Below are 334 nucleotides of genomic sequence, written 5' to 3' on the forward strand. Positions count from 1 at the left end.
CCGTTCCCGAAAGGCCCTGGCAGCGTACTGGACGCCCCGGTCACTGTGAAAAATCAGGCCTGTTGACGGCTTGCAGCGACGCACTGCCATGTCCAGGGCTGCCAGTGTCAGGGATGTATCGATACGGCTGGAAAAGGCATAACCTACAATTTTGCGGGTACAAAGGTCCTTTACAATGGCAAGATAGAGCCAGCCTTCACCGGTGGGAATGTAGGTAATATCACCCACCCAGGCTTGATTTGGGCGTTCAAAGAAGAAGTTTCGTTTGAGGAGATTCGATGCAACGGGATGGCTGTGCTGGGAGTTGGTTGTGACTTTATAGGCCCGATGTCTG

The 334-nt window shown here is 53.3% G+C and carries 1 protein-coding gene; it reads right to left on the reverse strand.

All coding sequences use genetic code 11. The features are described 5' to 3' along the window. Positions 1 to 334: DDE-type integrase/transposase/recombinase (locus ACTQ33_RS17225; RefSeq protein WP_441465702.1), on the reverse strand; the 334-nt coding region annotated here is incomplete at both ends.

The organism is Candidatus Avoscillospira sp. LCP25S3_F1 (assembly GCF_052117125.1).
In the GTDB taxonomy this organism is placed as follows: domain Bacteria; phylum Bacillota; class Clostridia; order Oscillospirales; family Oscillospiraceae; genus Avoscillospira_A.